Here is a 23007-nt window from a genome sequence, read left to right on the forward strand (position 1 = left end):
TCTAATCTGGGTGTGCTGATGAACAGAAAGCTCGACGAGTTCCTTGAGGCGGCCTCACAGAAGACCCCAGGGGACACGGAGGACGGCGGGGAGAGAGGAAAAAGGAAACGCCTGAAATCAACCAGCCTGGAGTCTTTTCTCCCGGAGGAGCACGTGAATTACTTCAAGCGGCTCCGCATAGGGTCAAAGAAGATAAGGAACGCCAAAATAGAGGAGCTATAGGCCCTCCGCTATTATCGCCTTCGTTCCGAACTGAAAGACGAATGCCCTTCTATCGCCCCGCAGATTCGCTTCTATCCTCTTCCGAACCTTCCAGTACTCTCCCTCCGGCACGCTTATCCTGAGAGTCGCCCTTCCAAAGCCCTCCTTTCTGAGAAAGTCGTTTATCCTGACCGGATGGAAGGGCAGGACGCCTACAACGGCATAGGTTCTCTTGAGGTAGGGACTTCTGATTTCCTCGTTGCCGGTCGCCAGAACGCGCCGCTTCTCCCGGAGGAGCATCTTTGCATCCGCATCCAATACATGGAACAGCTCGTTTATCAAATCGGCATAATCAACGCTCTGGGGAATCTCGTAGAGGTACCGGCCCGGCTTTTCCGCCCACTCAACTATCCTCTCCAGATTCGGGTCGCTCTCAAGCCTCACCCCCGCCGGCAGGATAACGGCGCTCCTCTCGGCCTTCACTAGGGGTTCAGTGTAGAAGGTCAGCCTGTTGAGTGCGCCGAAGAGGTCGATGTACTCGAACTCCCCCCTCCAGGGAACCCTCTCGCGCCTCATCTGGGGCGGCAGGTCAAAGATGAACGCATCCGTTTTGGATTTGTACGCCCGGTACACCTCCAGCGGGCTTGGCAGGAGGTCTTCCAGCCTTCTCTCGGGCATCTCAGGAGGTCTCGCGGGGTCGGAGAATACCACCTCGGCGTCTACCCTCTCGATTGTATCCCCGTCGAGTGAATCGGCGTTTATGAACTCGATGTTGTGGGCACCGTAGCGCTCGGCGTTCCTCCGTGCGAACTCCACCTTCAGGGGGTCGATGTCGATTCCATAAGCTTTCTCGACCTTCATCGCGTAGAAGATCAGCTGAATTCCGATTCCGCAGGAGACGTCGGCTATGCTCGTGACTCCGAATTCTCCCAGGCGCTCGGCGCGATACCTGGCCACGACCTCGTGGGTGGCGTAGCGGAGGCCTTCCAGATCCATCCAGAGGTCGCTCCGGGAGAACTTGTCCTTTGCCCTTATCCTGGCCCTCGCTATCTCCGCTATCAGCTTCCAGTCATCACCGAGCTTGGCGCGGAGCTTCCTCTCGTCGAGGCCCCTCCGTATCATGTCCACCGCGAGTTGAACCTGCTCCTCGGTTATCATCATGTTCCAACCTTGGGGAGAGGCTTAAAAACGTTGCCGCGCTAATCTACCCGGTGATAAAATGGACCGGATAAAGGTTCTCTTCATCTTGGTTTCGGCGGTTATATTAATCGGTTCATTCTGGTATCTCTACGATTTCGCCTCCCGCTCCGACCTCAGGGACTACATCGGAGACGAAGTCTGGTACGTGCCCGCGAGCAGGAACGTTCTCCACAGGCTGGATGTTACTCTTCACTACGTGAACGAAACGACTAACGCGGCCGGAATAAACGTCATCTTCTCAAACACGAGCGTTCGGGTAAAATACCAGTACGATGTCGAAAGGATAGCCCTCCGTTACAATGCAACCCATGAGATGGAGTACCTCAAGTTTCCGGGAGTTTACTTTGAGATACCGGTGGACAACGTGGAGGGCTTCCTCAACGCCCTGTCCGGAGAAATACCGGCGGATGCCTACTACGTCGTTCCGGGCTACAGGTATCCCGATAAGGAGAACATCCAGAACTACCTCAACACCGAGCACCCCTTCCTTGGGAAGGACCTTATAATGCTCGGCATGCTTGCTGAAGATAAACCGATAAACTGGCGCCTGCCCGGGATAGTTGCCTTCGTCCTGATAGGCATCCTCGTGGTCATTGCCACGTACAGAGTAAGCGGCAGCTACCTCGCGGCGTTCATAGCCCTCCTCTTCGCCGTTGCTGACCCAACCCTTGAGGCAACCGCCGTAACGGCCATGCTGGACATACACGTGGCCCTCTTCGTGGCACTGTTCACGGCGCTGATGATCTACGAGAAAAGGGAAGCCGCGGGATTCGCCGTTGGCCTGGCGGCCGCCGCCAAGCTCAGCGGCGCCTTCGCTTATCCAATCTTATTGACACAAGCCCTGAGAAAGGAACAGAAATTCGGGAGATTCCTCCTCTCGACCGTTATCCTGCCGGGAATTGGATTTCTCATCTCCAACGTGCCCGGCATAATGGTGGTGGGTTTCAGGACGTGGTTAAACGACTTTTTGAGCAGCTTCCGCTGGCACCTCTCGAACAAGGGGGGCCATCCCGCGGCATCGCCTGTTTGGGAGTGGTTCGTAAACCACAAGGCCTTCCCATTCCACTACCGGCCCGATATCTACGCCCAGACAGACCCGTTCCTGCTCCTCAGCATGGTTCTGTTCATACTGGCCCTTCCCTGGCTCCACAGGCGGAGAGGAAAGCTGGTGGTCCCCTTCGGCATCTTCTGGATCACGGTTGGCTTCTTCGTCCTTCAGTACGCCCTGGGGGGAACGACCCAGTTCAGCTTCTACGCGACGGTTCTCGTCCCGCCGGCCGCCATCGTCATGGGGGCTGCGCTGAGGGAACTCCTGCGCTGGGAGGCCTTCACCGAATCCCTCTGGCTGTACCTGGAGTGGCTGTTTGAGATAAAAGACAGGATAAGGCTGAGGCTGGGGAGATGATGACTCAAAAAACTTAAATACTAAGGCTGTTTAGTACTAATCATGATTAGTCCATTTGTTGACCGGGAGAGGGAGATGGGAATACTCGAAAGAGAATGGGAGAGAGCTCCCTCCTTCGTCGTGATTTATGGCAGAAGAAGGGTTGGGAAGACGAGACTGCTGGTGGAATTCTCACGTGGAAGAAAGGCTTTCTTCCATACTTTTACTGAAGGCACAAAAGAGAGTCAAATACGGGTTATCAGGGAAGAACTCGCCAAGTTTTATGGGGACGATATCTTCCTGAGCTTCAACGATTGGTATCCCCTATTCAAGTACCTTGCATCCAAAATCAAGGAAAAAACCCTCGTAGTGCTCGACGAGTTTACGTATGCCATTAAAAGCGACAAGAGTATCTTGGGTGCCCTCCAGAGGGCATGGGACCACGAACTCAGCAGGAGACCCGTTATGCTCGTTCTCTCCGGTTCGCTGATGGGAATGATGGTTGATGACGTGCTCAGCTACTCTTCACCCCTCTACGGCAGGCGAACCGCTGGATTCATGCTCAGACCTCTGAACCTGTTCAACTCCATGGGGTTCTTTGATAACTTCCAGCGCGGTCTCCTGAGCTACATGCTCATTGGTGGTGTCCCGGCATACCTTTCAATAGCAGCCCGCTATTCTGACGTCAACCAGCTCGTTGAGAACGAATTTTTATCCCCCGACGGCTTTTTCTACGATGAGCCGTACATCATTCTTTCCCAGGAGCTAAGGGAGCTGAAGTTCTACTCCTCAATACTTGCCGCTATAGCTGAAGGTCGAGAGAGACCGAGTGAGATAGCCACCTACGTAGGCGTCGAAGGGCGGAGGATATACCCATATCTTGAAACGCTGATACGCCTCGGCTTCGTTGAACGCCAGCTCCCCGTTGCGAGAAAAGAAAAACGGGGGCTTTACAGGATTAAAGACCCAATGCTCCTCACGTGGTTTTCCATAGTCCGCCCCAACAGAACGGAGATAGAGCTTGGAATTCTTAGCCCGAAGAACGTCAAGGAGAGCCTCCAGAGGGTCTTTTCAAGGCGGTTTGAAGAAGTCTCAAAGGAGTTTCTCATAGAACTGAATCAGGCTGACTGGCTTCCATTCCGCTTCACCAAGATCGGAAGGTGGTGGCACAAGAATGAGGAGATTGACTTACTCGCTCTTAACGAGCAGGAGAAAAAGGCTCTGTTCGTTGAGGTTAAGTGGAAGAAGCTCAGAGAAAGGGAAGCACGGGGAATTCTGAAGGACTTGAAGAGGAAGGCCGAGTTAGTTGATCTGGATGGTTGGGAGAAGAGTTACGGGTTGATAGCGAGGAAAATTAAAGGGATTGAAGGGTTAAGGGCTGAAGGCTATCCCGCCTGGGACTTGGTGGACTTTGGGGTTATCTCAAAAACTCGTCAAGCCTAACCTGCCCTTTCTTCTTTGATTTCCTAGCCTCTATCTCTGCCCTCAGCTTCTCCTCTATCTTCTTCAGCGTCTTCCAGCTCCGTCGGACTATCGGCGGAAAGCGACCGTGTTCGCGGTAGTAGTTCTCCAAGAACACCCTTGTCCTCGGGTCGCTGGGATAGCCGCTCCCAATCTCGCCGTACTCCTCCTTCAGCTTTTCTATCGCCCTGTCGCGGGTCACCTTCGCTATTATCGAGGCCGCCGAGACCGGCACGAACTTGTCGTCGGCCCTGTGCTCCGCCACTATCTCGGCCTCGAACTTCAGCCCCTTCCGGATGTCTTCGCCGAAGCGGGCCTCCTTCACGTCGGCGGCGTCGATGTATATCACGTCGGGCTTCACCCTGAGCGAGTTGAGGGCCTTAACGAAGTTCTCCACCTCGAACTCGTTTAGGGTTCCCACGCGGGAGTCTATCTCCTCCGGCCATAATTCAAGAATTACATAATCATCTAAAAGTGCAATTATCTCATCGAAGAGCTTCTCACGTTTCTTAGGCGTCAGCTTTTTTGAATCTCTAACTCCAAGCTCTTCCAGCTTGGGGACGTTTTTTTCATCCACCACAACGGCCGCTATTGCCATGGGCCCTATCACCGGCCCCCTTCCAGCCTCGTCAATTCCAGCGAGCTTCAATCTTTCACCTCCTGAAGAGAAGGGCGCCGTAGATGACGCCCAGCATTATCGTTGCCAGACCGCTCGGAGGTATGTCCGTGAAGTACGCGAGGATTACCGAGGAGAGCTGTATCCCCAGGGTCAGAAAGAGACTGACCCCTATGACCTTCCGGAGGTTGCTCCTCACCATAAGGGCTATCGCCCCGGGGAGGACTGCGACCACCTGGAGCGTTATCAGACCAACGGTCTGGACTATCAGCGCTCCAATCGCGCCGACGAGGACGTAGAGAATCATCAGGTACGCACGGGCGTTGCCGCCGTAGCTCTCCAGCCCCTCGGGGTCAAAGCTCAGGTAGAGGAAGTCGCGGTAGAGAAAGAGCATGACGAAGAAGAGGAGCGCTCCCCCGAACACGAGGACGGTGAGGTCGTTGAGGGTTATCAGAAATATCTCGCCAGTGAGGTACGAGATTATGCTCTCGCTGAGCGGAAAGTAGGGCTTTCCCGCCATGACCTTGTACAGAACGCCGAATCCCAGAACGGTGAGTCCCGCCACGAAGCTCGCCACTATCCCAACGGCGGAATCCGGAGAGAAGCCGCGCTTCTCAAGGTGGGCTATGATGAGCACAACGGCGACCGTGACGATGAGGGCGACGAGCATCACCAGTGAGAGGTTGTCGAGCAGGAGGCCGAATATCATCCCCAGAACCGCACCGAGAAGAAGGGCGTGGAAAATGGCATGCGTCAGGAACGCCAGCCCCTTGGTGTTGATGAGCGGACTGAGCATTCCGAGGAGGACGCTGACCATAACGCTGGCCAGGAGTGCCCGTATCAGATACTCCGGAATCATCTGCCCCCACCCCCGTGCCCGTGGAGGTGAGTGTCTCCGGTGATGCAGAACAGCTTGTCCTCAACCGGCACGACCCTCGCCAGGGGGCCGTAGACGGACTTGATTACGCTGTCCCTAAGGACCTCCTCGGGTTTGCCGAAGGCGATCAGGCGCTTGTTGAGGAGCATCACCCTGTCCCCGACCTCCAGCAGGGGGTTTATGTCGTGGGTGGTTATCACCATGGTTATGCCCCTCTCCTTTTTTATCTTGCCGAGAACCGCGGCCACCTCGGCCCTGGCACTGGGATCGAGGGCGGACAGCGGCTCGTCCAGAATGAGAATCTCCGGGTCGCTGATGAGTGCCCGGGCGAGCAGAACGCGCTGCTTCTGGCCGCCGCTGAGTTCGCGGAATAGTCTGCCTGCGGAATCGGCGAGACCCACGAAGTTGAGAACCTCCTCGGCTTTCCCAAGGATATCCTGGGATATTTTGAAGTGAACGAAGCCCCTCCTGTAGAGGCCGCCCATGGCGACGACCTCAAGGGCGGTGAGCGGGACCCTTTCGTTCAGGTTGTGGCTCTGGGGCACGTAGCCTATAAGCTCCCTCGCCTCGCAGGGCGGCCTGTCAAAAACCCTGAGCTCACCGGAGTACTCCCTGTGGAAGCAGGCTATCGTCTTGATGAGGGTCGTCTTTCCCGCACCGTTGGGGCCGAGCAGGAGTAGAGTCTCACCACTCTCTATCTCGAACGTGACGCCCTCCACCGCTGGCACTCCGTCGTAGGTTATGGTTAGGTTCTCTGCGGTTATCGCGGACATGGGCATCCCAGTTCAATTTAAGCGGTGCGTTTTTAAACTTTCATGTGCACATAATGGACAGAGATGTGTAGTCACCCCGGGGTGGTGCAAAAATTTTAAAAGTACAGACCTGTACTCTCATTAGAAAATTTTTGCAAGGCTCAGGTTTATAAGGGCCGGAGCCTACTCGCTGGAGGTGATTATCATGGCGTACCACAGAGGTGGAAGAAGCGGAAAGAAAAAGAACCGTCAGGTTCAGGGTGATGAGGTCATCAGGGTTCCCCTTCCAAGGAACGGGCAGCTCTTCGGAGTGATAGAACAGGCCCTAGGCTCGGGATGGATGGACGTCCGCTGCGAGGACGGCAAGCTTAGGAGATGCAGAATCCCGGGCAAGCTGAAGAGGCGCATGTGGATGCGCGTTGGCGATGTGGTCATCGTTCAGCCCTGGCCGGTTCAGACCGACGAGAGGGGCGACATCGTCTACCGCTACACCAGAACCCAGGTTGACTGGCTCCTCAGGAAGGGCAAGATAAGCCAGGACTTCCTTACCGGCGGAGATATGCTCTTCTGAGCGTAATCCCGAGTGATGGCGATGCGCGAGGAGCTCATCGAGCGGGAGATCGAGGGGATGCTCGGCCTCCGGGAGAGGCGCGAGAAGGACAGCGAGCTCTACAAGATAGCCAACGAAGTCTTTGACAGGACGACGAAGGAAACCCTCGCCTATCTGCACAGGAGGGGTAAAATAGAAGCCCTCCACGGTGTAATAAGCACGGGGAAGGAGGCCAACGTCTTCGCCGGCGTGGACGCCGAGGGTGAAAGGGTGGCCGTTAAGATATACCGCACCTACACTACAGAATTCCGCAGGATATGGGAGTACCTCGCCGCCGATCCCAGAATCGGCTACCTGCCGAAGGATATGCGCAAGCTTGTCTTCGTGTGGACGAGGAGAGAATTTAAAAACCTCCAGCGGGCGATTAAATACGCGGTTCGGGTTCCCGAGCCGGTAATCTTCCGCAACAACGTCCTGGTGATGGAGTTCGTGGGCGATGAAATGCCCGCCCCAAGGCTCAAGGATGTGGAGCGCGAGCTTGAGAAGAGGGACTTCGAGGAGCTCTACGACTTCACGATGCGGGTCATCGAGAGGCTCTGGAAGCGCGGCGACATGGTTCACGGCGACCTCAGCGAGTACAACATCCTGCTCCACGACGGGCCGGTGGTTATAGACTGGTCCCAGGCGACCGTGAGGAGAAACCGCATGAGCCTGGAACTGCTCAAGCGTGACCTGCGCAACGTTATCAATTACTTCGGTAGGAAAGGCGTCGATGTTGATGATTTCGATGACAAGTTCCGTGAGCTGGTTGGGGTTTAGAGGGTGAGACTATGGACGAGTTCGAGAGGCTCCTTAAGAAGTACGAGCGCCTTGACAAGGACGGTCGGCCGCTGAGGGAGGAGCACGAGGAGGAAATAACCTACACGGCCGAGGGTGAGCAGGAGGAGTTCGTAAGGATTCCAAAGGACAGGGTGGCGGTCGTTATAGGGAAGAAGGGGCAGACCAAGAGGGAAATAGAGAGGAGAACCAAGACCAAGATAGAGATAGACAGCGAAACCGGGGAAGTTTTCATAACCGCAACCAAGGAGACCGACGACCCGCTTGCCGTCTGGAAGGCGAGGGACGTTGTGATGGCAATCGGGAGAGGATTCTCCCCGGAGAGGGCCTTCCGGCTCTTCAACGAGGGCGAGGTCCTTGAGGTCGTCAACCTCACCGATGTCCTCATCGGCAACGACAAGAACGCCCTTCCACGCGTTAGGGGAAGGATAATCGGCAGGAAGGGCAGAACCCGTGAGATAATTGAGGAAATGAGCGGGGCAGACGTGAGCGTCTACGGCAAGACCGTCGCGATAATCGGCAATCCGATTCAGGTTGAGGTCGCCAAGACCGCCATAGAGAAGCTCGCCAAGGGCTCCCCGCACGGTGTTGTCTACAAGTACCTTGAGCGCAGGAAGAAGGACCTTGAAATGGAGAGTATGAGCTATTACGAGGCCCTTGGCGAAGAAGTTGAGAAGAACGAGGAGGAATGAAGATGGCCGAAGCAAGTCAGCTGTTTAAGGAATTCAAAATTCAGAGCGTCAGTGAGTTCTTCAGACGAAACGCGGCCATGCTTGGCTACACGGGCAAGATACGCTCCCTCACAACAGTTGTTCACGAAGCCGTTACTAACTCCCTCGATGCCTGCGAGGAAGCTGGGATAGCCCCATACATCCGCGTTGAGATAGAGGAGCTCGGAAGGGAGCACTACAAGGTAATCGTCGAGGACAACGGTCCGGGAATACCCGAGAAGTACATAACCCACGTTTTTGGTAAGATGCTCGCCGGTACCAAGGCCCACAGGAACATACAGAGCCGCGGTCAGCAGGGTATAGGTATAAGCGGTGCCGTCATGTTCGCCCAGATAACGAGCGGAAAGGCAACGCGCGTCATCACTTCAACCGGCGGCGATAAAACCATCGAGGCCTGGGTTAAGATCGACGTTGACAAGAACGAGGGTAAAATCGTCAAGAAGGAGAAGCACCCAAATCCCAAGGGCTGGCGCGGGACGAGGATAGAGCTTGAGGTGAAAAACGTCCGCTACATACGCTCAAAGCAGGGCGTCTACTGGTACCTCAAGCTCACCGCCATAGCCAATCCACATGCCCACATCGAGCTCATAGAGCCGGACGGGAAGCTCATAGTCTTCCCGAGGTCGAGCGAAGAGGTGCCGAAGCCGCCGGTCGAGATGAAGCCCCACCCGAGGGGAGTCCTCACAGATGACGTTTACAGGATGGCCAAGAAGACCCGGAGAAACACGGTGAAGCGCTTTCTCGTCGGCGAGTTCTCAAGGATAAGCGACAAGAAGATAGACGAACTGATAGAGTACATCGCGGCGCTGAGGCTGATAAAGACCGAGGGGGACAAGAACGTCCAGGAGCAGCTCTACGAGAGGCTCATGAAGGGTGAGGTTAAAGCCGTTCTCCGCTCCTTCAGGGGATACACGAAAGTCGTCAAGCAGGTTGCCAAGATTATGGAGAAGCCGCCCGAGAAGCTCACCTGGCACGAGGCGGAGGAGATAGTCGAGGCCTTCAAATACATGAAGTTCTTAGCCCCGCCAACCCACGGGCTGAGGCCAATCGGCGAGGAGAACATCGAGAAGGGTCTCAGGGGAATCCTCAAGCCGGAGTTTGTGACGGCAGTGACGAGGCCGCCGAAGGTTTACTCAGGCGGTATCCCCTTCCAGGTTGAGGTCGGCCTCGCCTACGGCGGTGAGATTCCAGCGGGCTTTGAGCTTCTCCGCTACGCCAACAGGGTTCCACTCCTCTTTGATGCAGGCTCCTGTGTGACGACCCTCGCCGCGCGCTCCATCGACTGGAAGCGCTACAAGGTTGACGACCTCGACCGTGCGCCGGTGGTGCTCATGATAAACGTCATCAGCGTCCACGTGCCCTACACCGGCACCGGAAAGCAGAGCATCGCCAACGTCGAAGAGATTCAGAACGAGATAAGGCTGGCCATAATGGACGCGGCAAGAAAGCTCCAAACCTACCTGAGCGGCAAGCACAGGAAGCTCTATCAGGTTAAGAGGAAGAAGACCTTCGAGAAGTACGTACCGGAGATAGCGAGAGCCCTGAGCATTCTGACCGGAGAGGAGGAGGACGCGGTCAAGACCTACTTCCTGACCTTCATAGAGGGCCACTTTAAGGCCAAAGAGAGTGAGCTTGGCGAGGTGAGCGAGAATGCCTAAATCCAAGGTCGTCAGGCGGGAGAAGCCCAGGGAGCGCTTTTCCTATGACCCGACCAAAGTGCTCTCCAAGCTGGAGGAGTACGGAAGGAGAATCCTGGAGGACATAAAGAGCGGAAAGAACCCCTACTTCGACATCCCCATGCGCGGTCTCAACAACGTCTACTTCGATGAGAAGAGGCGCGTCATCAGGATGGGCGATAAACTCTCTAGGAGATACTTCCTCAACGTTGCCCACGCGAGAAAGTTCATGCAGACTCTCCTTATCATGGCCTATGTGAAGCGCCTCGTCAGCGAGGGCAAGCACGCGAGCCTTCGTGAGGCATACTACGCCAACAAGCACACCATTCCCGGAACGAAGGAGAACACCTTTGAAGACCAGCGCGAGAGCGACCCAATCATCGAAGACCTTGAGAGGATGCTCGGCGTTCTGCGTGAGGAGATGCACCTGACGGCCGACAGGCGCGGCTACATCTACGGCGACATAGTCATCCGCGACGGCGAGGACGAGTTCAACACGAGCAAGCTCGGTATGGGCGGCTGGGCCGTCCCTGGAACCGTCGAGCACCTCCAGTTCCCGGAGATAAACGTTGACTACGCCCTCGTAGTCGAGACCGCCGCTATGGCCGACAGGCTGATTGAGGAAAAGTTCCCGAAGAAGGAGAAGGCCCTCATCATAGCGACGCAGGGTCAGGCGTCCCGTGGAGTTAGAAGGCTCATCCACAGGCTCCACTACGAGGAGGGACTGCCGATTATAGTCTTCACCGATGGAGACCCCTACGGTTGGTACATCTACTCCACCATAAAGCAGGGCTCCATCAACCTCGCCTACCTCAGCGACAAGCTGGCGACGCCGGAGGCGCGCTTCGTCGGCATGACGATGGACGACATAGAGCGCTATGGGCTGAAGAACGTTACCGAAAAGCTCAAGGGAATCCCGCCCAACAAGAAGGGCGGCCCAACCGGCGACTACAAGAGAATCCTGGAGGAAATGGAGTACCCCTGGTTCCAGAACAAGGAGTGGCAGAGGCAGCTCAAGATGGCCGTTAAGATGGGGGTCAGGATAGAGCAGCAGGCCCTCGCCAACAAGAGCCTTGAGTTCGTGGCCAAGAGGTACCTCCCGGAAAAGATAAACAGCGGTGATCTGTTGCCATGACGACCACCGAGGAGCTGGTGGCCCAGGTAAACAAGATACTGGACGATATTGGAATAGACATGGACGGGTTATTCGAGACTTTCGACGTCCCGTCCATCTCTTACCGCCTCAGAGAAAACCTTTCCATCCTCCAGGAGCTTGAGGAAGACCTCTCAAGGCGCGTGGGCGAGGCCACACCGTCCGTCAGGGGGGTAGGCAAGCGCGAGCGCGACCCGCACATCCAGTGGATTTACAAGAAGAAGCGCAACAGGGTTCTCGCCCTCGAAAGGCTCCGCGCGGCGATAACCGCCCACAAAATGGCCCTGGCCCTCATATCGGCCAACTACACTTTCTTCCTCGGACGGAAGCCGGTAACCATCAAGGAGCTCACGAGGGAGAACGTCGAGGACGTTGAGGCCGTTCCGAGGAACGTTCAGATAGGCAGGATAGAGGTGCTGCCCCACCTCGCCTACTCCGGCGACGTTCTGAGGCTCCTCGCCAGGGAGAACATAGCCGTCAGGGAGTCCTTCAAGTTCATAAAGGGAAAGCTCCGCGAGAAAGGAACCGTAAGAACGCGCGGCCTGCGCATAGAGGTCGAATACTGGGAGAACAACCGCCTGAAAAAGGCCCGCCTTGACCTTCCCGCAGATGCGGACATAGAGGGCGAGCTGAGAAAGCGCTACGGAAGGCGCTTCCGCTGGCGCGTGCTGAGCTTCGTCAAGACCAAGGGGGTGCTCATAAACAACCACTACACCGTTGACAACCTCTCGCTGGCATACTCCGTTCTCGATCCAGAAAAGGGCGCCGAAAAGCTTGGCCTCGACCTCTTCCGCTACTACTTCCTCACCTCCGAGAACGAGAGGGAAACACTCGGCCTCTACCCCAACATAAAGCTCTGCATAGACTGCCACTACTCGATATTCGACCTCCCATTCCGGGGCGATCCGAACTTTAGGACAGGCCATGGGAGCATGTTCATCATAAGGAAGTGCGAGATGGAGAGCGCCCTCGTTGGGAAGAGGAAGGACATAACGACCATTCCCAACTACCTGCTCGGTGCGGTTCTCCTCTACGGGATGAGCGAGTACAGCGAGGATAAAGTCGCCGAACTCCTCGGCGTTCCAAGGAACGAGCTTGAGGAGGCCATCCGGAAGTTCGTGATCTCCGGTCTCCACAAGACCCTTTTCGCCGAGGCGAAGAAGTTTGAGAAGTTTATGCCCAAGAGCGATAAGGCCAAGCAGTTTTTGGCCCTCCTCCAGGGGTGAGTTTATGAGGGTGGAGGTTAAGGCGCGGAACAATTCCGAGCTTATACGGAAGCTCGGCGAGGTTCTGAACGAGGAGGTTACCGAGGTCTACATAAACCTCCGCCCGACTAAGGAGATACTCGTGAGAATCCTTGAGCGCGCCCCCAACGTCAGGCGCATAAGCTGTCCCCCGAGCCTCTACCCCAAGGTCTCCAAAAAGGCCATCAACGCCCTCGCCCAGATGGGCATAGAACTCGTTCCCGAGGGCTACCCCCGCGGAAGGCCCCGGAAATACGATGAGAACACCATTCGGGAGGTTCAAGGCCTCCTGATGAACGGCGTCCCTCCCAAGGAGATAAGCGCCAGGATGGGCATCCCGCTCCGAACGGTTTACTACATGATAGAGCAACTGGGTGTCAGGTCATGGAGAAAATAAAGGGCCTGTACCTGGCTCTCTTCTCCGCTTTCCTCGCCGTTTCCATGCTCCTGGGCGGGACGGTTGTCCATGGCGGGACGACGGTCTTCAACTTTGAGTGGGTGTTCTTCTTCGCGAACCTTTTCCTCTTCGCGGCCGCCGGCTACGTTCTGAAGATGCTCCTCGAAGGAAAGTTTGAGATGGGAACCCAAAGAACCAAGAGGGGCAACGTTCTCACGGGCACAATAACGCTCCTGGCGATTTTAGTTGCCATTAAACTGCTCTTCGAGAGGAGGCAGGAGAGCCTCGTGAACGGGGGAAAGGTGGGGGAAACCCTCTCCGGGGTCTGGTACAACGTCACCTCCGGCGACTTCGTCGTTACCCTCCGCGAGCTTCCTGGGATATTCTACGTCATCCCCCTCCTCGTCTTCGTTCTGCTCCTTCTCACCGTGAGGAGGCGGAAGAGGCACGTCACACCGTTCGAGGTCAGGTTCGAGCCGGAGATGACCTACGACTCCATAGAGGGCACCTCCGCCGAGAGGGTCATAAAGATGTACAAGAACGTTGTCGCAGGCCTCGTGATGAAGGGCTATCCATATCAGAAGAGCTGGACCCACTGGGAGCACGAGGCGAAGCTGCGGGAAATCTTCCCCGACCTGGAAGACCTCGACGTCCTCACGAGGATGTTCGAGAAGGCCAAGTACGCGGAGAGGCTCGGAGAGGATGACGTTAAACTTGCACGAGAGAGCTACGAGAGGCTTATGACGTTTCTGAGGTAGGTTTAAAAAGCGGTCGAATTAGAAGCCCCTAAACACAAGATGAAAGGTGATGCTCATGCTCGTTGAGACCCAGGAAGAGACCCCGGAGATAAGGGAGCGCCTTCACCGCGTCGGAATCACCAACCTGCGCACCGTGGCGAGAATAAACTGGAAGGGAAGGGTGTACACCTTCCTGCCCGTCTTCGAGATAACCATCGATGTCCCCGAGGAGAAGAAGGGAATACACATGAGCAGGCTCGTGGAGAGCATAACCGAGGCCATGAGCGAGGCGGTCGAGGAAGAGGTCATGCAGGCCCACGCCTCCCTTGAGGAGCTTGGAAGGTGCGTTATACGCCGCCTTGAGGGCAAGCATCCGCACAGGCGCGCCGAGGTCTGGATAAGGACCCACCTCATAATACCCCGCCAGACCCCCGCGAGCGGAAAGACCACCTACGAGCCCTACGACGTCGAGGTGGGAGTGATAAAAAACGAGGACGGCTCCTTTGGAAAGGTCCTCCGCGTCAAGGTGATTGGGAACACGGCCTGCCCGCACGCGATGGCGAACAACGATGGGAAGACCCACATCCAGAGGGCGATAGGTGAGCTTGAGGTAAGGACGGCCTTCGACGAGGAGATAGCCCTTGAGGATATGATAGACGTCGTCGAAAGCTCCTTCAGCCACCCAACGTACACGCTGCTCAAGACGATAGATGAGAACGCCGTCGTCCGGGGAATGCACGGCAACCCAAAGTTCGTCGAGGACGTCGCAAGGGAGATATTCGCCAAGGCCAAGGAGCGCTTTAAGGGAAAAATCCACGTGAGGGTCATAAGCAACGAAAGCATCCACAAGCACGACGTTATCGCGGAGACGTGGAGCTGAACCCAAAATTTATTTATCTTCATCTCCAGATTTTTGGTGGTGAGAACGGGCGTGACTTTTCTCTTCTCCAAGCCTCGCCCTTTAGGGCGGGGAGGAGGTCAGGCTCGCGGATTTGATGCATCGCATCAGCGAAATAGAAAGATTTCTCCGGGAGCTTGTAGATGCGGTGTTCCACGACACCCAAACCCTTAAGTAGTTTGAACGCGCTCCCGCGCCGCCGCTTCTCAACCGGGAAAAGCTTTATAACCGCACCTTTTAAGTGAGAGGTGAACAAGCTCATCAGGTTAGAAGGTGGTGTAAATGGGAAGAAGGGAAGAGATGGTTGCGAAGATTAAAGAGCTCATGACCCAGCCCGAGAGGATTAGGAACATGGGTATCGCCGCTCACATTGACCACGGTAAGACGACGCTGAGCGACAACCTGCTCGCCGGTGCGGGAATGATAAGCGAGGAGCTGGCCGGAAAGCAGCTCGTCCTCGACTTCGACGAGCAGGAGCAGGCGAGGGGAATCACCATCAACGCGGCCAACGTTTCGATGGTTCACAACTACGAGGGCCAGGACTACCTCATCAACCTCATCGACACCCCGGGTCACGTCGACTTCGGTGGTGACGTTACGAGAGCCATGCGCGCCATCGACGGTGCGATTATAGTTGTGGACGCCGTTGAGGGAGTCATGCCCCAGACCGAGACCGTTCTCAGGCAGGCCCTGAGGGAGTACGTTAAGCCAGTTCTCTTCATCAACAAGGTTGACCGTCTCATCAAGGAGCTCAAGCTCGGCCCGAACGAGATACTCAACCGCTTCGCCAAGATCATCACCGACGTGAACAGGCTCATCAAGAAGTACGCCCCGGACGAGTTCAAGGGCCAGTGGATGGTCAAGGTCGAGGACGGTAGCGTCGCCTTCGGTTCAGCCTACTACAACTGGGCCCTCAGCGTCCCGTACATGAAGAAGACCGGCGTTTCCTTCAAGGACATCGTTGAGCTCACCAACGCCGGCGACCTCAAGACCCTCAGGAAGAAGGCCCCGCTCCACGTTGTCGTTCTCGATATGGTCGTCAAGCACCTGCCTAACCCGCTTGAGGCCCAGAAGTACAGGATTCCGCACCTCTGGAGGGGCGAGGTCGAGAGCGAGGTCGGCCAGGCCATGGTCAAGTGCGACCCGAAGGGCAAGATGGTCATGGTCGTCACCAAAATCATCCTCGACAAGCACGCCGGTGAGGTTTCAACCGGCCGTGTCTGGAGCGGTACCGTGAAGACCGGCCAGGAGGTCTACCTCATCAACGCCAAGAGGAAGGCCAGGATCCAGCAGGTCGGTATCTACATGGGTCCCGAGAGGGTCAACATGGAGGCCGTTCCGGCAGGCAACATCGTCGCCGTCACCGGACTGCGCGATGCAATGGCTGGTGAGACTGTCGCTCAGGAGCAGATAGAGCCGTTCGAGGCCCTCCACTACACCAGCGAGCCGGTCGTTACCGTCGCCATTGAAGCCAAGAACGTTAAGGACCTTCCGAAGCTCATCGAGGCGCTCAGGCAGCTCGCCAAGGAGGACCCGACGCTCCACGTCAAGATCGACGAGGAGACCGGCCAGCACCTCCTCAGCGGTATGGGTGAGCTCCACCTTGAGGTCAAGCTCGTCAAGCTCAAGGAGGACTGGAAGCTCGACGTTGACGTCAGCCCGCCGATCGTCGTTTACCGCGAGAGCGTCAGCAAGATGAGCCCGATAGTCGAAGGAAAGAGCCCGAACAAGCACAACAGGTTCTACATCACCGTGGAGCCGCTTCCGGACGAGATATACCAGGCCATCCGCGAGGGCCTCATCCCCGAGGGCAGGCCCAAGAACCCGAAGGAGGTCGCCAAGAAGCTCGCCGAGCTCGGCATGGACTACGAGGTCGCCAAAGGCATCGTCGACATCTACCAGGGCAACCTGTTCCTCGACAACACCAAGGGTATCCAGTACCTCAACGAGGTTATGGACCTCCTCGTCGATGGATTCCACCAGGCCATGGATGAGGGCCCGCTCGCCAGGGAGCCCGTCATGAAGGTCATGGTTCGCCTGCACGACGCCAAGATCCATGAGGACAACGTCCACCGCGGTCCGGCCCAGATATACCCGGCCATCAGGGGCGCCATCCAGTGCGCCATGATGAAGGCCCAGCCGATCCTCTACGAGCCGTACCAGAAGGTCATCATCAACGTGCCCTACGAGTACATGGGTGCCGTCAGCAGGGAGATCAACCAGAGGCGCGGTCAGCTCATCGACATGCGCCAGGAGGGCGAGGTCATGATCATCATCGCCGAGGCCCCGGTCGCGGAGATGTTCGGATTCGCCGGAGCCATCCGTGGCGCCACCAGCGGAAGGGCCCTCTGGAGCACCGAGCACGCCGGATTCAAGAGGGTTCCAGGAGAGCTCGCTGTGAACATCATCAGGCAGATACGCCAGAGGAAGGGTCTCGACCCGAACCCGCCGAAGGAGCAGGACGTCTGCCCGCAGCAGTGAGGGCTTTCTGCCCTCTAAGTTTTCTCTTCTCTTGGACTTTTGGAAGGCTGATTGGTCTTTTCCAACATGAGGCACATCACTTTCGGCGTTCTTTCGCGAAACTCTTAAATAGTTGAAGCACGAGTATTATACTCATGAGTAGACAAACTTTCGTGGACCGGAAGAGGGAACTTGAGTTTCTGGAGAGGAGGTACCGCAGTGACAAAGCCGAACTGCTCATTATATACGGCCGCAGGAGAATTGGAAAGACCGAGCTGCTCCTCCAGTTCGCCCGGGACAAACCCCACGTTTATTTTCTCGCAACGGAAAAGCCGTACCATGAGAATCTCCGAGAGCTTCAAAAGCTCCTCGCGGAATTCCTCGGCGATGAATTATTCAGCAGAGTCTCTTTCCATGATATTGACGAGCTTTTGATGGCCTTCGCCGAGAGGGTACGTGATGAACGCGTTGTCCTGGTGATTGACGAGTTCCCCCTGCTTATAGAACGCTACCGGCCGGTTCTCTCGCTCCTTCAGAGGGCATGGGACTTGAAGCTCTCGAAGGGCAGAATAATGCTGATTCTCTGCGGTTCGAGTGTTTCGGCAATGGAAACGGAGGTTTTGGGCTACAAAAGCCCGCTCTACGGAAGGCGGACCGGGCAATGGCGCTTAACGGAGATTCCCTTCTTCTACATCGGTGAGTTCCTTCCCGGCTATTCGATCGAAGACCTCGTGAAGGTCTGGGGTGTGGTGGGGGGCATTCCGGCCTACCTCCTTAAGTTTGAGCCCGGGAAGGACTTTAACGAAAACGTCGTTGACAACGTCCTCTCAAAGGGTGCCTTCCTCTACGAGGAGGCTGAAATACTACTGCGGGAAGAGCTCAGGGAGCCGGCCAACTACTTCGCGATACTCGAAGCGATAGCGGGTGGGAGGAATAGATTTGGAGAGATTGTGAACGCAACCGGGCTCGACAAGAGCCTCGTTTCCAAGTACCTGAGCGTTCTTCAGAGGCTTGGAATAGTCCGGAGGGAAGTTTCCGTTACTGCAACGGCCAAAGAAGCCAGCAAAAGAGGACTCTATTCCATAGACGACAATTACTTCTCCTTCTGGTTCAGGTATGTCCTCCCGAACAGGAGCTACCTTGAGGCTGGACTGGCGGAGGACGTCTGGGAGCGTTCGCAGAGGAATTTCAACGCTTATATGGGTTCGGCCTTCGAACGACTTGTTGGAAGTCCGGAGGTTTTCATCAAGCTCACCGGCTTCCACTTCACAAAACTCGGTCGCTGGTGGCACAGGGGGGAAGAGATTGATTTGGTGGCGTTAAACGAGCACGAGAAAAATGCTCTGTTCGTCGAGGTGAAGTGGAAAAGTCTTAGCGAGAGGGAAGCGCGGGGGATTTTGAAGGACTTGGAAAGGAAGGGTGAGTTGGTTGGCCTCGAAGACTGGAAAAAGCACTGGGGACTGGTTGCCAGGAAAGTCGAAGGAAAGGAACGGTTGAACGCCGAGGGCTGGCGGGTGTGGGATTTGGGCGATTTTGAAGTGCCGTCCTGAAAATTAACAAATTCCCGTCCAACATTCATTAGTTAACTTTTTAAACCCGCTTCGTAACTTAGGGACGGAACTCATGAGGCCTCCCCGAGAAAAGGCGGGTTTCCCGCCCGAGGGGGCCGAGGTTCGAAAGATTTAAAAAGCCATCCTAGTCAACGAGACTAGACCAAAATATGGAGGTGTATGAAAATGGCTAAGGAGAAGCCGCACGTTAACATCGTCTTTATAGGCCACGTCGACCACGGAAAGAGCACCACCATCGGAAGGCTGCTCTTCGACACCGCCAACATACCGGAGAACATCATCAAGAAGTTCGAGGAGATGGGTGAGAAGGGTAAGTCCTTCAAGTTCGCTTGGGTCATGGACAGGCTCAAGGAGGAGCGCGAGAGGGGTATCACCATCGACGTCGCTCACACCAAGTTCGAGACCCCGCACAAGTACATCACCATCATCGACGCTCCGGGCCACAGAGACTTCGTTAAGAACATGATCACCGGTGCCAGCCAGGCCGACGCCGCCGTTCTCGTCGTCGCCGCCACCGACGGTGTCATGCCGCAGACCAAGGAGCACGCCTTCCTTGCCAGGACCCTCGGTATCGGCCACATCATCGTTGCCATCAACAAGATGGACATGGTCAACTACGACGAGAAGAAGTTCAAGCAGGTCGCCGAGCAGGTTAAGAAGCTCCTCATGATGCTCGGCTACAAGGACTTCCCGATCATCCCGATCAGCGCTTGGGAGGGCGACAACGTCGTCAAGAAGAGCGACAACATGCCCTGGTACAACGGCCCGACCCTCATCGACGCCCTCGACCAGATCCCGGAGCCGCCGAAGCCGACCGACAAGCCGCTCCGCATCCCGATCCAGGACGTCTACTCCATTAAGGGTGTCGGTACCGTCCCGGTCGGCCGTGTCGAGACCGGTGTCCTCCGCGTCGGTGACGTCGTCATCTTCGAGCCGGCCAGCACCATCTTCCACAAGCCGATCCAGGGTGAGGTTAAGTCCATCGAGATGCACCACGAGGCCATGCAGGAGGCCCTTCCGGGTGACAACATCGGATTCAACGTCCGTGGCGTTGGTAAGAACGACATAAAGCGCGGTGACGTTGCCGGACACAGCAACAACCCGCCGACCGTCGTCAGGCCGAAGGACACCTTCAAGGCCCAGATCATCGTCCTCAACCACCCGACCGCCATCACCGTCGGCTACACCCCGGTCCTCCACGCGCACACCCTCCAGGTCGCCGTCAGGTTCGAGCAGCTCCTCGCCAAGCTCGACCCGAGGACCGGCAACATCGTCGAGGAGAACCCGCAGTTCATCAAGACCGGTGACTCCGCCATCGTCGTCCTCAGGCCGACCAAGCCGATGGTCATCGAGCCGGTCAAGGAGATACCGCAGATGGGCAGGTTCGCCATCCGTGACATGGGCCAGACCGTCGCTGCCGGTATGGTTATCTCCATCCAGAAGGCCGAGTGAAGGCCTTCTCTGACCTTTCCTTTACTCCCTTAAGCCTTAGGAGGGACTGAAATGCAGAAGGCAAGGATTAAGCTCGCGAGCACGGACATTAAGGCCCTCAACGAGGTCACCGACCAGATCAAACAGATCGCCGAGAGGACCGGCGTCAGGATGAGCGGCCCGATACCGCTTCCGACCAAGAGGATAAGGATCACCACCAGGAAGAGCCCGGACGGCGAGGGCACCGCAACCTTCGACAAGTTTGAGCTCCGCGTTCACAAGAGGCTCGTCGACATTGAGGCCGACGAAAGGGCCATGCGCCAGATCATGCGCATCCGCGTTCCCGAGGACGTCACCATCGAGATCGAGCTCATCTCCTGATTCCTCTCCTTTATGCGCCGGGGTAGCCTAGCCTGGGAAGGCGCGGGCCTGGAGAGTCCGTGGGCGTTAGCCCGCCAGGGTTCAAATCCCTGCCCCGGCGCCAAAACCTTCGCGGCTTCTTTTCCGTAAAGTTTATTACTCGTGGTAACGATTAACTTAACGATGCGACCATGAGGATAGTCAAGGTTCCCACGGGGGACAGGGTGGGCATCATCCCGGGTGGAATCCCACCGGAGGTGAACCTGGAGATAACGGTGACTTTCAAAAACGGAGTCCTGAGCCTGTGGATCTCCAACCCCAACCCGCATAAAGTTGAGGTCAGCAACGTCATAGAGCTCTACCAGCACGCCGGCGCCTGGAAGAAGCTAGACCTCGGACTGGTCTTTATAGAGCGCCCCATAGTTTTAATCCCCGGCGAGACCATCGAACAGAAGGTACAAGTAAACTTGTTCCCCGGCAGGTATAAAGTCGTTAAATTCGCCTACGTCAACGGCGCGAGAGTAAAGGTCGAAAAGGAGTTCACCGTGTAGTCCAGAATCTTCTCAGGTACAGCCTCATCCTCGCACGATCTACGGGTCTTATACTCTCGCGCATCCAGTCAGGTAAATCCTTCTTTATCGAGTTCCAGAGAAGGCGATAGTCGAGGACTATTATCGAGCCCTTCTCCTCGGCGGAGCGGTGAACCCTGCCGGCGGCCTGAACCAGTTTCCTGTGGGCGGGGAGGAAGTAGCCGTAGTACCTGCCCTTTCCAGGGAACTTCCTCTCGAAGTACCTTATCCGGGCCTGAACCCTGGGAGTGGGCCTCGCATAAGGGATTCCTACTAGCACAACTCCGTTCATCTCGTCGCCGCTGTAGTCCTGCCCCTCGCTGTTCCTGCCCCCCATAACCCCAAGGAGCACCGCCCCTCTGCCCTTCGCATGCGCCTTAAAGCTCGCCACCATCGCGTCGTTCTCGGCGGAGCTGACCCCCTGCTTCTCAATGAATATCGCCTTCCCGGTCTCCTCAAGACGAACCTGGAGATTCGCCGAGAGGAGTCCCTGAAGAACCTCATAGGAGGCCGTGAAAACTCCGACGTTCTTCGGTATAAATCTGGCTGCCTCAACGATGTATTCCACCATGCGGCTGTAAACCTGGAGTGAACGCTCATCACCCCTCGTTGAGACGTCTTTCGCGACAAGAACCTGGGCATTTTCGCGCTTTACCATCCGCGGGAACTTCTTCAGGCGGGTGTTTTCCACGCCCATGACGTCGCGGAATGCCTCAAGCGGGGTGAGCGTTCCGGACATGAATATCGCACTCTGGACGTTTTTGACGAAGCCCAGAGCCTTCGAAGGATCCAGGGCAACCAGTTCAAGGCTCAGCCCCCTTTCCCTGCTCATGAGGAAGAGGTAGTCCTCCCTTCCGGTAAGGGAAAGCCAGAGGAGAAGGAACTCACCTATTCTGCCTATGTAGGAGCGGGGCGGCTTGCCCTTCTCTATCCTGTCCTCTCTTATGGCATCGCCAACCGCCACCATGTCATTGAGTATTCTGACGAGCCTTCTGGTGTCGAGGCTCAGAATGTCAATGACGTGTGCAAAAACGAGCTCCGGCTGAATGGGGGTTTCGTGAACGTCCCGGCCCTTGAGCTTTTCGTCGTGGAGCATCTCCAGCCCCCTGCCCAGGATGCTGAGGAAGTTGGCTATCTCGTGCTCGTTGTACTCGTCGGCCTCTTTTATTGCTCTGTTTACCGTGTGTATGCTTATCCTATCGCTTAAAGCCGAAATCGCCTGGTCGGGCAGGTTGTGCGCCTCGTCGAAGATGACTATCAGGTCGGAGTAGTCGATGTCAAGGGAGCTTATGAAGTTCTCCCGGATGGTGGGGCTGAGGAGGTAGAGATAGCTGGCCACTATAACGTCAGCCTTCTCCGCTATCCTCTTGGTTAAATCGTAGGGACACAGCTCCAGGGTTTCGGCGTAGCTCAGAATCTCGGCCGGATGGCTCGGCTCGCTCAAGAAGAACTTCACCAGCTCGTCGAACTCGGTCTTTTTCTTCTTTTCATTCTCATAGAACTCGCACTTCTTGAGCTTCTTGAGGTTCCTGCAGACCACCATGGCGGTATAGGCGTCGCTCGTGAACTGGGTGAGATACGTATGAAGGCAGAGATCCTTTCTGCTCCTGAGCTCAACGCCGGAGACCGGATTCTTCCCGTTTATCGCCTTCAGCTCCTCTATAACCCTGTCCATCTGCCTGTGGGTTCTCGCGAGGTAAAGAACCTTGTAGCCCATCTCCCTGGCGTAGGGCAGGATTCCAGCTAAAACGCTCACCGTCTTTCCAAAGCCTGTGGGGGCCTCTATTATGGCGTTCTCACCGTTTCTAACCGCCTCCGAAACGAGGTCTATGAATTCCCGCTGATGTGGCCTGAGTTCCCTGTAGGGAAAGTACTCGAATCTTTCGCCCGTTTCGTTCATGG

The 23007-nt window shown here is 56.3% G+C and carries 23 protein-coding genes and 1 tRNA gene; 18 read left to right on the forward strand and 6 right to left on the reverse strand.

All coding sequences use genetic code 11. The annotated features are described in order from the left end of the window. Positions 1-18 precede the first annotated feature (18 nt). Positions 19-222, forward strand: a complete 204-nt coding sequence (locus tag E3E51_RS06485; protein WP_167912430.1) for a PCNA-inhibitor — start codon at positions 19-21, stop codon at positions 220-222. On the opposite strand, the gene E3E51_RS06490 is transcribed toward E3E51_RS06485, so the two are convergent. Beyond that, complete coding sequence (locus E3E51_RS06490) at positions 217-1362, reverse strand: methyltransferase domain-containing protein (protein ID WP_167912313.1); 1146 nt, start codon at positions 1360-1362, stop codon at positions 217-219. The genes E3E51_RS06485 and E3E51_RS06490 overlap by 6 nt on opposite strands. A gap of 58 nt (positions 1363-1420) precedes the next feature. On the opposite strand from E3E51_RS06490, the gene E3E51_RS06495 reads away from it, so the two are divergent. After that, positions 1421-2806, forward strand: a complete 1386-nt coding sequence (locus E3E51_RS06495; protein WP_167912314.1) for a dolichyl-phosphate-mannose--protein mannosyltransferase — start codon at positions 1421-1423, stop codon at positions 2804-2806. Between the two features lie 42 nt (positions 2807-2848). Next, positions 2849-4228 carry an ATP-binding protein gene (locus E3E51_RS06500; protein WP_167912315.1) on the forward strand — a complete coding sequence of 460 codons (1380 nt, stop codon included), beginning with the start codon at positions 2849-2851 and terminating at the stop codon, positions 4226-4228. Here E3E51_RS06500 and rnhB read toward each other — a convergent pair. Genes rnhB through E3E51_RS06515 form a run of 3 tightly spaced genes read right to left on the reverse strand, consistent with a single transcriptional unit; the run spans position 4203 to position 6512 of the window. Then, positions 4203-4895, reverse strand: coding sequence for a ribonuclease HII (rnhB, locus tag E3E51_RS06505; RefSeq protein WP_167912316.1), 693 nt, complete (start codon positions 4893-4895; stop codon positions 4203-4205). The two genes, E3E51_RS06500 and rnhB, sit on opposite strands and share 26 nt — an antisense overlap. A 4-nt stretch (positions 4896-4899) precedes the next feature. Continuing rightward, a complete protein-coding gene (locus tag E3E51_RS06510; RefSeq protein WP_167912317.1) occupies positions 4900-5721 on the reverse strand; it encodes a metal ABC transporter permease in 822 nt (273 codons plus the stop codon). Then, positions 5718-6512, reverse strand: a complete 795-nt coding sequence (locus tag E3E51_RS06515; RefSeq protein WP_167912431.1) for a metal ABC transporter ATP-binding protein — start codon at positions 6510-6512, stop codon at positions 5718-5720. Before E3E51_RS06515 ends, E3E51_RS06510 begins: the two co-directional genes overlap by 4 nt. Before the next feature lie 184 nt (positions 6513-6696). On the opposite strand from E3E51_RS06515, the gene eif1A reads away from it, so the two are divergent. From eif1A to E3E51_RS06560, 9 genes are read left to right on the forward strand one after another with little or no spacing between them, the layout of a single operon-like run. Next, complete coding sequence (gene eif1A, locus E3E51_RS06520; RefSeq protein ID WP_088866167.1) at positions 6697-7062, forward strand: translation initiation factor eIF-1A; 366 nt, start codon at positions 6697-6699, stop codon at positions 7060-7062. Between the two features lie 21 nt (positions 7063-7083). Then, positions 7084-7860 (forward strand): serine protein kinase RIO, encoded by a 777-nt coding sequence (locus tag E3E51_RS06525; RefSeq protein WP_167912432.1) that lies wholly within the window; start codon positions 7084-7086, stop codon positions 7858-7860. An 11-nt stretch (positions 7861-7871) separates the two neighbouring features. Then, the gene (locus E3E51_RS06530) at positions 7872-8570 is read left to right on the forward strand and encodes a KH domain-containing protein (protein WP_167912318.1); all 699 of its coding nucleotides are present in this window, start codon (positions 7872-7874) and stop codon (positions 8568-8570) included. 2 nt (positions 8571-8572) lie between these two features. Then, positions 8573-10267 carry a DNA topoisomerase VI subunit B gene (top6B, locus tag E3E51_RS06535; protein WP_167912433.1) on the forward strand — a complete coding sequence of 565 codons (1695 nt, stop codon included), beginning with the start codon at positions 8573-8575 and terminating at the stop codon, positions 10265-10267. Next, complete coding sequence (locus tag E3E51_RS06540; RefSeq protein ID WP_167912319.1) at positions 10260-11420, forward strand: DNA topoisomerase IV subunit A; 1161 nt, start codon at positions 10260-10262, stop codon at positions 11418-11420. The genes top6B and E3E51_RS06540 overlap by 8 nt, the downstream gene beginning before the upstream one ends. After that, positions 11417-12664 carry a DUF530 family protein gene (locus E3E51_RS06545; protein WP_167912320.1) on the forward strand — a complete coding sequence of 416 codons (1248 nt, stop codon included), beginning with the start codon at positions 11417-11419 and terminating at the stop codon, positions 12662-12664. The genes E3E51_RS06540 and E3E51_RS06545 overlap by 4 nt, the downstream gene beginning before the upstream one ends. Positions 12665-12668: 4 nt before the next feature. Then, on the forward strand, positions 12669-13079 hold the full coding sequence (locus E3E51_RS06550; RefSeq protein ID WP_167912321.1) for a DUF1699 family protein: 411 nt from the start codon (positions 12669-12671) through the stop codon (positions 13077-13079). After that, entirely contained in the window at positions 13067-13837 is a 771-nt protein-coding gene (locus E3E51_RS06555; protein WP_240924270.1) for a DUF4129 domain-containing protein, read from the forward strand. Before E3E51_RS06550 ends, E3E51_RS06555 begins: the two co-directional genes overlap by 13 nt. 55 nt (positions 13838-13892) lie before the next feature. Continuing rightward, complete coding sequence (locus E3E51_RS06560; protein WP_167912435.1) at positions 13893-14696, forward strand: GTP cyclohydrolase IV; 804 nt, start codon at positions 13893-13895, stop codon at positions 14694-14696. Positions 14697-14715: 19 nt separating this feature from the next. Here the strand turns inward: E3E51_RS06560 and E3E51_RS06565 are convergent, their stop codons facing one another. Next, positions 14716-14976 carry a hypothetical protein gene (locus tag E3E51_RS06565; RefSeq protein ID WP_167912322.1) on the reverse strand — a complete coding sequence of 87 codons (261 nt, stop codon included), beginning with the start codon at positions 14974-14976 and terminating at the stop codon, positions 14716-14718. Between the two features lie 20 nt (positions 14977-14996). Here E3E51_RS06565 and E3E51_RS06570 point away from each other — a divergent pair, with 20 nt between their 5' ends. The 6 genes from E3E51_RS06570 to E3E51_RS06595 all read left to right on the forward strand — a co-directional run bounded on the left by E3E51_RS06570 (position 14997) and on the right by E3E51_RS06595 (position 21087). Further along, on the forward strand, positions 14997-17195 hold the full coding sequence (locus tag E3E51_RS06570; RefSeq protein WP_167912323.1) for an elongation factor EF-2: 2199 nt from the start codon (positions 14997-14999) through the stop codon (positions 17193-17195). Positions 17196-17329: 134 nt separating this feature from the next. Further along, positions 17330-18724, forward strand: a complete 1395-nt coding sequence (locus E3E51_RS06575; protein WP_167912324.1) for an ATP-binding protein — start codon at positions 17330-17332, stop codon at positions 18722-18724. 186 nt (positions 18725-18910) lie between these two features. Further along, positions 18911-20197, forward strand: a complete 1287-nt coding sequence (tuf, locus tag E3E51_RS06580; protein WP_167912325.1) for a translation elongation factor EF-1 subunit alpha — start codon at positions 18911-18913, stop codon at positions 20195-20197. A gap of 51 nt (positions 20198-20248) precedes the next feature. Then, complete coding sequence (gene rpsJ / locus E3E51_RS06585; RefSeq protein ID WP_167912326.1) at positions 20249-20557, forward strand: 30S ribosomal protein S10; 309 nt, start codon at positions 20249-20251, stop codon at positions 20555-20557. Between the two features lie 16 nt (positions 20558-20573). Further along, positions 20574-20660: transfer RNA gene (locus E3E51_RS06590), tRNA-Ser, on the forward strand. 67 nt (positions 20661-20727) lie between these two features. Further along, positions 20728-21087, forward strand: a complete 360-nt coding sequence (locus E3E51_RS06595) for a hypothetical protein (protein WP_167912327.1) — start codon at positions 20728-20730, stop codon at positions 21085-21087. Here the strand turns inward: E3E51_RS06595 and E3E51_RS06600 are convergent. Beyond that, positions 21077-23005, reverse strand: a complete 1929-nt coding sequence (locus E3E51_RS06600) for a helicase C-terminal domain-containing protein (RefSeq protein ID WP_167912328.1) — start codon at positions 23003-23005, stop codon at positions 21077-21079. The two genes, E3E51_RS06595 and E3E51_RS06600, sit on opposite strands and share 11 nt — an antisense overlap. Positions 23006-23007 lie beyond the last annotated feature (2 nt).

It is taken from the genome of Thermococcus sp. 21S7 (genome assembly GCF_012027615.1).
Classification (GTDB): Archaea; Methanobacteriota_B; Thermococci; order Thermococcales; family Thermococcaceae; genus Thermococcus.

What these genes read in the sequence shown, in the direction of transcription:
- E3E51_RS06485 (WP_167912430.1), top strand. Translation starts at nt 19, where the DNA reads ATGAACAGAAAGCTCGACGAGTTCCTTGAGGCGGCCTCACAGAAGACC.
- E3E51_RS06490 (WP_167912313.1), bottom strand. Translation starts at nt 1,362, where the DNA reads ATGATGATAACCGAGGAGCAGGTTCAACTCGCGGTGGACATGATACGG.
- E3E51_RS06495 (WP_167912314.1), top strand. Translation starts at nt 1,421, where the DNA reads ATGGACCGGATAAAGGTTCTCTTCATCTTGGTTTCGGCGGTTATATTA.
- E3E51_RS06500 (WP_167912315.1), top strand. Translation starts at nt 2,849, where the DNA reads ATGATTAGTCCATTTGTTGACCGGGAGAGGGAGATGGGAATACTCGAA.
- E3E51_RS06510 (WP_167912317.1), bottom strand. Translation starts at nt 5,721, where the DNA reads ATGATTCCGGAGTATCTGATACGGGCACTCCTGGCCAGCGTTATGGTC.
- E3E51_RS06515 (WP_167912431.1), bottom strand. Translation starts at nt 6,512, where the DNA reads ATGTCCGCGATAACCGCAGAGAACCTAACCATAACCTACGACGGAGTG.
- eif1A (WP_088866167.1), top strand. Translation starts at nt 6,697, where the DNA reads ATGGCGTACCACAGAGGTGGAAGAAGCGGAAAGAAAAAGAACCGTCAG.
- E3E51_RS06525 (WP_167912432.1), top strand. Translation starts at nt 7,084, where the DNA reads ATGCGCGAGGAGCTCATCGAGCGGGAGATCGAGGGGATGCTCGGCCTC.
- E3E51_RS06530 (WP_167912318.1), top strand. Translation starts at nt 7,872, where the DNA reads ATGGACGAGTTCGAGAGGCTCCTTAAGAAGTACGAGCGCCTTGACAAG.
- top6B (WP_167912433.1), top strand. Translation starts at nt 8,573, where the DNA reads ATGGCCGAAGCAAGTCAGCTGTTTAAGGAATTCAAAATTCAGAGCGTC.
- E3E51_RS06540 (WP_167912319.1), top strand. Translation starts at nt 10,260, where the DNA reads ATGCCTAAATCCAAGGTCGTCAGGCGGGAGAAGCCCAGGGAGCGCTTT.
- E3E51_RS06545 (WP_167912320.1), top strand. Translation starts at nt 11,417, where the DNA reads ATGACGACCACCGAGGAGCTGGTGGCCCAGGTAAACAAGATACTGGAC.
- E3E51_RS06550 (WP_167912321.1), top strand. Translation starts at nt 12,669, where the DNA reads ATGAGGGTGGAGGTTAAGGCGCGGAACAATTCCGAGCTTATACGGAAG.
- E3E51_RS06555 (WP_240924270.1), top strand. Translation starts at nt 13,067, where the DNA reads ATGGAGAAAATAAAGGGCCTGTACCTGGCTCTCTTCTCCGCTTTCCTC.
- E3E51_RS06560 (WP_167912435.1), top strand. Translation starts at nt 13,893, where the DNA reads ATGCTCGTTGAGACCCAGGAAGAGACCCCGGAGATAAGGGAGCGCCTT.
- E3E51_RS06565 (WP_167912322.1), bottom strand. Translation starts at nt 14,976, where the DNA reads ATGAGCTTGTTCACCTCTCACTTAAAAGGTGCGGTTATAAAGCTTTTC.
- E3E51_RS06570 (WP_167912323.1), top strand. Translation starts at nt 14,997, where the DNA reads ATGGGAAGAAGGGAAGAGATGGTTGCGAAGATTAAAGAGCTCATGACC.
- E3E51_RS06575 (WP_167912324.1), top strand. Translation starts at nt 17,330, where the DNA reads ATGAGTAGACAAACTTTCGTGGACCGGAAGAGGGAACTTGAGTTTCTG.
- tuf (WP_167912325.1), top strand. Translation starts at nt 18,911, where the DNA reads ATGGCTAAGGAGAAGCCGCACGTTAACATCGTCTTTATAGGCCACGTC.
- rpsJ (WP_167912326.1), top strand. Translation starts at nt 20,249, where the DNA reads ATGCAGAAGGCAAGGATTAAGCTCGCGAGCACGGACATTAAGGCCCTC.
- E3E51_RS06595 (WP_167912327.1), top strand. Translation starts at nt 20,728, where the DNA reads ATGAGGATAGTCAAGGTTCCCACGGGGGACAGGGTGGGCATCATCCCG.
- E3E51_RS06600 (WP_167912328.1), bottom strand. Translation starts at nt 23,005, where the DNA reads ATGAACGAAACGGGCGAAAGATTCGAGTACTTTCCCTACAGGGAACTC.